Source organism: Wolbachia pipientis (genome assembly GCF_023661085.1).
GTDB lineage: Bacteria > Pseudomonadota > Alphaproteobacteria > Rickettsiales > Anaplasmataceae > Wolbachia.
The window spans coordinates 1-6,799 of the sequence record NZ_JAHDJT010000071.1; the positions used below are offsets into that span (position 1 = coordinate 1).

General features: G+C 36.5%; 6 protein-coding genes and 1 pseudogene. 4 read left to right on the plus strand and 3 right to left on the minus strand.

What is annotated here, in order from left to right:
* Together DM84_RS03895 and DM84_RS03900 are read right to left on the minus strand one after the other, a co-directional pair.
* Positions 1-385: hypothetical protein (locus DM84_RS03895; RefSeq protein WP_250778439.1), on the minus strand; the 385-nt coding region annotated here is incomplete at its 3' end.
* A gap of 127 nt (positions 386-512) precedes the next feature.
* Positions 513-1,310 (minus strand): hypothetical protein, encoded by a 798-nt coding sequence (locus DM84_RS03900; protein WP_250778441.1) that lies wholly within the window; start codon positions 1,308-1,310, stop codon positions 513-515.
* Between the two features lie 624 nt (positions 1,311-1,934).
* Here DM84_RS03900 and DM84_RS03905 point away from each other — a divergent pair.
* The 4 genes and pseudogenes from DM84_RS03905 to DM84_RS03920 all read left to right on the plus strand — a co-directional run bounded on the left by DM84_RS03905 (position 1,935) and on the right by DM84_RS03920 (position 4,297).
* A complete protein-coding gene (locus DM84_RS03905; protein WP_250778443.1) occupies positions 1,935-2,084 on the plus strand; it encodes a hypothetical protein in 150 nt (49 codons plus the stop codon).
* A gap of 43 nt (positions 2,085-2,127) precedes the next feature.
* The gene (gene ltrA / locus DM84_RS03910; RefSeq protein WP_250778445.1) at positions 2,128-3,348 is read left to right on the plus strand and encodes a group II intron reverse transcriptase/maturase; all 1,221 of its coding nucleotides are present in this window, start codon (positions 2,128-2,130) and stop codon (positions 3,346-3,348) included.
* A 68-nt stretch (positions 3,349-3,416) separates the two neighbouring features.
* Positions 3,417-3,776 carry an IS630 transposase-related protein gene (locus tag DM84_RS03915; RefSeq protein WP_250778446.1) on the plus strand — a complete coding sequence of 120 codons (360 nt, stop codon included), beginning with the start codon at positions 3,417-3,419 and terminating at the stop codon, positions 3,774-3,776.
* 37 nt (positions 3,777-3,813) lie between these two features.
* Positions 3,814-4,297, plus strand: a pseudogene (locus tag DM84_RS03920) (IS630 family transposase).
* 626 nt (positions 4,298-4,923) lie between these two features.
* On the opposite strand, the gene mutL reads toward DM84_RS03920, so the two are convergent.
* The gene (mutL, locus tag DM84_RS03925) at positions 4,924-6,792 is read right to left on the minus strand and encodes a DNA mismatch repair endonuclease MutL (RefSeq protein ID WP_250778448.1); all 1,869 of its coding nucleotides are present in this window, start codon (positions 6,790-6,792) and stop codon (positions 4,924-4,926) included.
* Positions 6,793-6,799: the final 7 nt, after the last annotated feature.

A 6,799-nucleotide genomic window follows, 5' to 3' on the forward strand; every position in this document is an offset into this window, starting at 1 on the left:
CTTCGGCTTTTAACCTTTCTTCTTCAGGTCCGCCTTGCTTTTGCACTGAGTCAGGATGATATATTAAAGAAAGTTTTTTAAGTTTATTGTCAACTTGTGCTTTAAAATATTCCCTATGGTCTCCTATAGTTTTCTTACCCTCTTTAACGCTATTTAAGTCATTATCAAGTTTAGGTAACAAGCCAGGTTCAAGTAGTTTGAGTGTATCCTCCAAAGTCATATGATCTATTACTGTTAAATCATCCTTCTCCTGTTCTCTTTGAGAATTAGATGCAGTAGGAATTTCTTTATCCTTACATTCTATATTTTGAGAATTAAATAATGTAGTAGGAACTTTTTTTTCCGCGTTAACGTCATTAGTACAGTCACTCTTACTTGACAACATTTTACTACCCTCTCTCCATTAAAAAAAATACATAAATAACAAAACAAGCAAAAAAACCGCTAATGCTACAATCGCTAAGAAGATTAGAGTCCTGCTTTTCATAAAAATTCTTTTCTAACATCATAAATCATTTACTGAGGTTATTACTCATTTGACTAGACAATATAAGCTCATCTATGTAAGAGCTTGGATCGGATACCACCACAATATCATCATCCAATTCATCAGAAGACTCAGTTGCTGTATTAGAGGCTTGAGTAGTACTATTTGTCTCATACAAATCCTGCGTTATAGTAGTGTTACTATGGCTAGATTCCTGCAAATTTTCTGTTACAGTTTGTTTGCTATTAGATTTATCTGCCCCTTGCAAGTTTTGTATTGTAGCACTTACGCTTGGTAAATTAAGAATTGTATTCATCTTTGCAAGCAACTCTTGATTGACTAACTGAGTCTCATTCCTTTCCTTATCCAGTTTTTTTATTAATTCCCTTAACTCTTGTTTTTCTTGATTAGATCTTTCAGTTAATTCCTTTTTATCCTCCTCATATTTTTTCATCAAATCCTTTTTTTCTTGTCTCATCTGATTTATTGATTCTTGATATCTTTTCTCTGCTTCTTCTTCTGCTTTGGCCATTTTTGTCATTAAATCCACTAGCTCTTTTTGACTTTTTTCAAAGCTTTTCATTAATTCTATTTTTTCTCTCTCGAGCTTCTCTTTTTCTTTCACATTCTCCCTAATTAAAGAAGAGTATTTTTCTTCAACTGCCTTCATTTTCTTTTTAAAATTTTCTAACGCTTCTCTATGCTGAGCTTTTAATTCTGACATAATTTTGTTGTACTTAGAGCTAGTAACTGAAGATCCAACTGCAGCACCTGCTCCTGTTAATAATGCACCACCACCAACTACTGCTAATCCAACTAACATAAAACACCTCCTTAAATATAGTATTGATTTTATATACCATAATAAGTTTATAATACAACTATTTTTGAAAAAACATTTTTAATAAAAACATAAGTCAATTAGTGTTACAACAAATTTATTTATTAACTACTTTTCCAAAAATCGCAAAAAGTACCTACATTTGTGAGAACAAGCTGCGTGAAAATATAGTTGTGAAACTTTTGCAACAAAGTTAGGCAAATTGGTTCGTATATAAACGTGGTGGAAGTAAGCTAATATAGCTGGTTTTGGTGTGCCATAGAGTCACAAAAAATGTTCAGAAAAGAGCAAACTAAGTGCGAAAGCTGCACAATAGATGAGGGTGGGCCCCTCGGAGCCGGTTTACAAGAGCAGGCTTCAAACAACCATAAGCTGCTTTGGTAAAGAGCCAAGGTAGTAAGCGTTATGGAAAAGGCGCAATTATGCGTCATGTGTGAAATAGAAAGATGAACGAAAGTGAACCATCGATGAGGTGTCGAAAGCTATTACTGAATGACGTTAAAACCAGGAGTCAGATGCTCTTCTGGGATGAATCTATCGGAAACTTGCTTACTGGGTAGGTAGTGTCCGGCATAGAGATGGCATAAATCTATTTTAGGCTATTGTGTGGAACTGCGGGAACCTGTCGTTTCGATGATAAGGGAGAAATCCAAAGAGCTGATCTCTGAGGATGAGAGTACCGATGCGGAAAACAGGGGTGGATTAGCTCGTAGTAGTGAAGAAGTTTCTGTAATGGAAATGGAGCGAAGGGGCTGAGTTATTCAGTTTTAATTATTTGTCAACCGAAAGGGAGGGGTAAATGAATAAAACAAAGTCTTTTGACATACCTAAGCAGCTTATTTGGAGAGCTTATAAACAAGTATTGAAAAATAAAGGTGCTGCTGGTGTGGATGAGGTTTCGATAACAAAATTTGAAGAGAATCTAAAAGATAATCTATACAAACTATGGAATCGGATGTCATACGGAAGTTATTTTCCAGAGCCTGTAAAAGCTGTAGCAATACCGAAAGATACGGGAGGAAGGCAAAGAATTTTAGGTGTTCCCTCAGTATTCGATAGGATAGGGCAAACAGCAGCTTCTATGTATCTTGAGCCGCTGGTAGAGCCAAAATTCCATGAGGATTCATATGGTTATAGACCAAATAAATCAGCACTGGATGCGGTAGATACAGCGCGTAAAAGATGTTGGAGGTACGATTGGGCGATAGATCTTGATATATCTGGATTTTTCGACAATTTGGACCACGCATTGGCATTGCAGGCTATCAAGAAGCACACAGACTGCAAATGGGTCATACTGTACGTTGAAAGGTGGATGAAAGCCCCTATTCAGCAAGCAGATGGTAGGAAGGTAGTTAGGGAAAGAGGAGTTCCGCAAGGAGGTTCAATTAGCCCAATCATCTCTAATATATTTATTCATCATGTATTTGATATATGGATGAAACAAGACTATCCGACAGTATTATTTGAGAGATATGTGGACGATGTGATAGTGCACTGTAAGACCCAGAAACAGGCAGACTTTATGAAGGTAAAGATCGAAAAGAGACTGGCTGAGTATAAGCTAAAATTGCATCCTGATAAAACACAAATTGTGTACTGTAAGGATAACAATAGGAGTGATGAATTTCCTAAACAAAGTTTTGATTTTCTGGGTTACACATTCAGACCCAGGTTAGCAAGAAATAAAATGGGAAAGAAGTTTGTCTCATTTCTACCTGCAATTAGTAACAAAGCCAAGAAAAAGATCTGTCAAGTCATAAGGTCATGGAGAATACACAGACAAACATCAACAACTTTGGAGAAAATATCGAAGAAGGTAAACCCAATAGTCAGAGGCTGGTATCAGTACTATGGCAGGTTTTACAGGATAGAGATATACAAACCTCTGAAGAACATAGAGCGGCAACTTGAAAAGTGGGCAAGAAGAAAGTACAGGAAACTTCGAACTCATGGAAGACTAGTAAGGCAACTTCTAGGAAAAATGAGAAAAGAAGGACCTGACACTTTCTATAGCTAACAAAAAAAAGGTTTCCCCAAAGGGATAAAAAGGTATAATATGGCATTGAATAATAGTGAAGGTAGGAAATGCCAAGACCATATAGTGAGGATCTCAGGGAACGCGTTTTAAAAGTAGTAGACGAGAAAAAAATTACTATGGAGGAGATAAGCAAGATGTTCAAAATCGATAGAAAAACCATATATTGGTGGAGGAAAAGGAGAGAAGAAACAGGGAGCATAAAGCCATCTTCAGGCTATCAAAAGGGTCATAGTCATAAAATTAAAGACTTAGATAGCTTTGCCAAATTCTTAGATGAAAATCGAGATATTACAGTCGAAAAGATAATTGAAAAATTTGGCAATATATGCAAGGACACAGTGTATAACTACCTCAAAAAAGTAAACTATACATATAAAAAAAACTTTTCTCTACCAGGAGAGGAATAAAGAAAAACGCAAGGAATTTATAGAAAAAATAGCAAAAATGAAAGAAGAAGATTTAGTATTTATAGATGAATCAGGCATAGAAGACAATGACTTTTATACCTATGGATGGGCTCTGAAAGGTAACAGGTTATTTGCAGATAAACCAGGATTCAAAAGAAGAAGGGTGAGCATAATAGGAGCACTGAATGAAGGAAAAGTTAAAGCACCGTGGATAATTGAAGGATATTGCAACAGTGAGATTTTTGAGGCTTATGTAGAAAATGTGCTTATCCCAATATTAAGACCTGGACAAACTATCATACTTGATAATGCGAGCTTTCATAAGTCTGAAAGAATTAATAGAAAATGCTGGATGTAAAATTTTGTTTTTGCCGCCATACTCTCCTGATTTGAATCCAATTGAGCATTTTTGGTTTACCATTAAACATGCTGTGAGAAAGATTCTACCAACCTTTTGGCCAGATATCAATTCTGCCATTGATTTTGTCTTTCAGCGCTCGGGGAAATCTTACTTCGGTTAGCTATATCACTGGACATTAGGTTTGGGACAAAAGGCTGAATAATGGGAGCTGTGTGAATCGCGAGGTTCATGCACAGTTCTGCAAGAGACTGGTGGGGAAGTTCCGCCGGTCTACTCTCCCGTTATATTAAATTACCATATAAAAAGTTCGCACAGGTTCAGCGGTATTCCAGTTGCTATATTGCTGATCGCTTCCCCTTGTACGCGGCTTTCCCGCACTCTGAGTACTATCAATCAGTCCGACTTCTTTTGTATCTTTAGTCAGTCCTCGCCTTTGTTCTCACGTACCTTAATAGGAATACAAAGGATCTCCCAAGTTCATTTAGAATCCATCTCAATACATGATACGGCCTACGATCCCGATGGAGGTGAGTGATAACTTGCCTTGTCATTATCCTTCATACTGTCTTCCACTAAAATGCAAAATGTCGACCTATATAATGTTGATAAATTTCGGGACTCAATACCTTCACTTTCGTTACACCCTGTATTGTCCGTTCTATTAGCTTTACTACGCTCGTTACCTTACGTAGCATAATGGTCTGTTTTAGGCTATTGGCTAGGCTTTGCCTAGGTTGGATTTTCACCAACTGTGTTCTAAACGCTTCTCTTGGCGCACACATTAAACTATCTCCTCTCAAATAATTTTTCAATATCACTTAGTTTCATTTCTATATACGTTGGCCTTCCATGGTTACATTGTCCAGAATTTGGCGTTTCTTCCATTTGCCTTAGCAACTCATTCATCTCTTCCAAGTTCATTTTTCTCCCTGCTCTAATTGATCCATAACACGCAATTATGGCCAATATTTTGTTCACTTTATCTTCTATAGGCAGCGTATCTTCTATTTCTGTTAATCTATCAACTATATTAGTTAGCATCTCTTTTACATCTATTGGTCCCAAAATTGCTGGAATCCCTTTCACTATCACTTTGTTCTCTGCTTTGATCTCAATCTCAAAACCCATTTCAAAAAGCTTATCTTTATAAATTTCAACCATCTCCATTCCAGCCTGGTTTTTAATTTCAACTATTTCAGGAAAAAGCAGTTCTTGCCTTTTTATGCTTGATTTTTGCTTTAAGCACTCATAGACTAACCTTTCATGGGCTGCATGTTGATCTACTACAACTAGTTTGTCTAGAGTTTCAGCAATTATATAAGTGTTGTAAACCTGACAGCGTGCAAACCCTAGAGGATGGCTCTCTATTAAACTAACTTGCCTTTCTTCCTTGGCCATCGTTTCCTTTTGTGATGCAAGTTTCTGCATTTCAAACAATCCTGGCCCTTCTGACAAACCTTTTTCTCCTATATTCGGCGCAGCAAACTCTTTTATTAGTCGATTTTCTACAGAACTTGGTCTCCTTTCGTAGAACTCTTTTCTATTTTTTTCTTCTCTGTTCTTTATATTATTAATTAATTCATTATTTCCTTCTCTAGTGTCAAAAGCTGCACTTCTCACAATTTTTTCTGTCATTCCTAACTCGTCAACATCACTTGCTGCAGGACTACCTATTCTTTTTGATAATGTCTTAATCAGCCCTCTTCTCACTATTTCATATATTAGCCTCTTATTTTGAAATCTTACTTCTGATTTATTTGGATGTATATTTACATCTACTTGATCGTATGGTATTTCTAAGTGCAGCACCGCAAAAGGATATCTGTCACTTGGAATCAAATCATGATATGCATATCTGATTGCACCAATAAGTACGTTGTCTTTTATTGGCCTTCCATTTACAAATGTGTAGATCATATCAGACTTTCCACGGTTGACCGTTGGTTTACAAATGTGCCCTGTAAGTCTAACTCCATCTTCTTCTTCCTCAATTTTCAGCGCATTCTCCTGAAATTCTTTTTCTATTTCACAGATTCTACTAAATAACGATTCTTGCTTAGCGTACTTTATAAGTTTCTTGTTACCTGAATTGACAGTAAACCCTATTCTATAATTTATCATTGCTAAGTTGTTTATTATATCAACTATGGCTTGTGTCTCTGCCCTCTCGCTCTTTAAAAATTTTAGTCTATTTGGTGTGGCAAAAAACAAATCACGCACTTCAATATGTGTACCTTGCGATAAGGAACAAGGCATAAGCTCCCCTATTTTTTCTCCACCCTCATACCTTATAGACCATGCTTCCTCTGCTCCACTTGCCTTAGATGATAATTTCATTCTACTTACTGCTGCAATTGAAGGTAGAGCTTCTCCTCTAAAGCCAAGATGTTTGATTTCTATTAACTCTCTATCTCCTAATTTTGAGGTGGCATGACGCATAAATGCAAGTTCCAAATCTTCCTTTTCTATTCCATTTCCATCATCTATTACAGTTATAAGATTACGTCCCCCGCTTTCTATTTCGATCTCTATTTGTGAACTTCCAGCATCTATTGCATTTTCCACTAATTCTTTTACTACACTTGCTGGTCTTTCTATTACTTCTCCTGCTGCTATACGATTTATAGTTTTTGTATCTAAAAGAATTATTGCCATAACACCC